Here is a 725-nt window from a genome sequence, read left to right as displayed (position 1 = left end):
GTGCGCAAGGTGCTTATCGCCAATCGTGGCGAAATCGCTGTCCGTGTCGCTCGTGCGTGCCGGGACGCGGGGATCGCCAGTGTGGCGGTCTATGCCGATCCGGATCGTGACGCGTTGCATGTCCGGGCGGCCGACGAGGCGTACGCGCTGGGTGGTGACACTCCCGCGACCAGTTATCTGGACATGGCCAAGGTGCTGGCCGCGGCGGCGGAGTCCGGCGCGGACGCGGTCCACCCGGGGTACGGGTTCCTCTCCGAGAACGCGGATTTCGCGCAGGCGGTGCTGGACGCGGGGCTGACGTGGATCGGCCCGCCGCCGCAGGCGATCCGGGACCTGGGTGACAAGGTCGCCGCCCGTCACATCGCGCAGCGTGCCGGTGCCCCGCTGGTCGCGGGCACCCCGGACCCGGTCTCGGGTGCGGAGGAGGTCGTGGCGTTCGCGAGCGAGCATGGTCTGCCGATCGCGATCAAGGCCGCGTTCGGTGGCGGCGGGCGTGGCCTGAAGGTCGCCCGGACCCTGGAAGAAGTCCCCGAGCTCTACGAGTCCGCCGTCCGTGAGGCGGTGGCGGCGTTCGGGCGGGGCGAGTGCTTCGTGGAGCGTTACCTGGACAAGCCCCGGCATGTGGAGACGCAGTGCCTGGCCGACACCCATGGCAACGTCGTGGTGGTCTCCACGCGTGACTGCTCGCTGCAGCGCCGGCACCAGAAGCTGGTCGAGGAGGCCCC

The 725-nt window shown here is 70.9% G+C and carries 1 protein-coding gene; it reads left to right on the top strand.

From position 1 onward, the window contains the following. Positions 1-725, top strand: a 725-nt coding sequence (locus K6I33_RS35450) for a biotin carboxylase N-terminal domain-containing protein (protein WP_275126865.1), incomplete at both ends; no start/stop codon positions are given.

The sequence above is a fragment of the Streptomyces sp. UNOB3_S3 genome, assembly GCF_020740895.1.
Lineage (GTDB): Bacteria > Actinomycetota > Actinomycetes > Streptomycetales > Streptomycetaceae > Streptomyces.
Note: the sequence above shows the minus strand (reverse complement) of the source record. Positions and strands in the feature narration are given on the sequence as shown.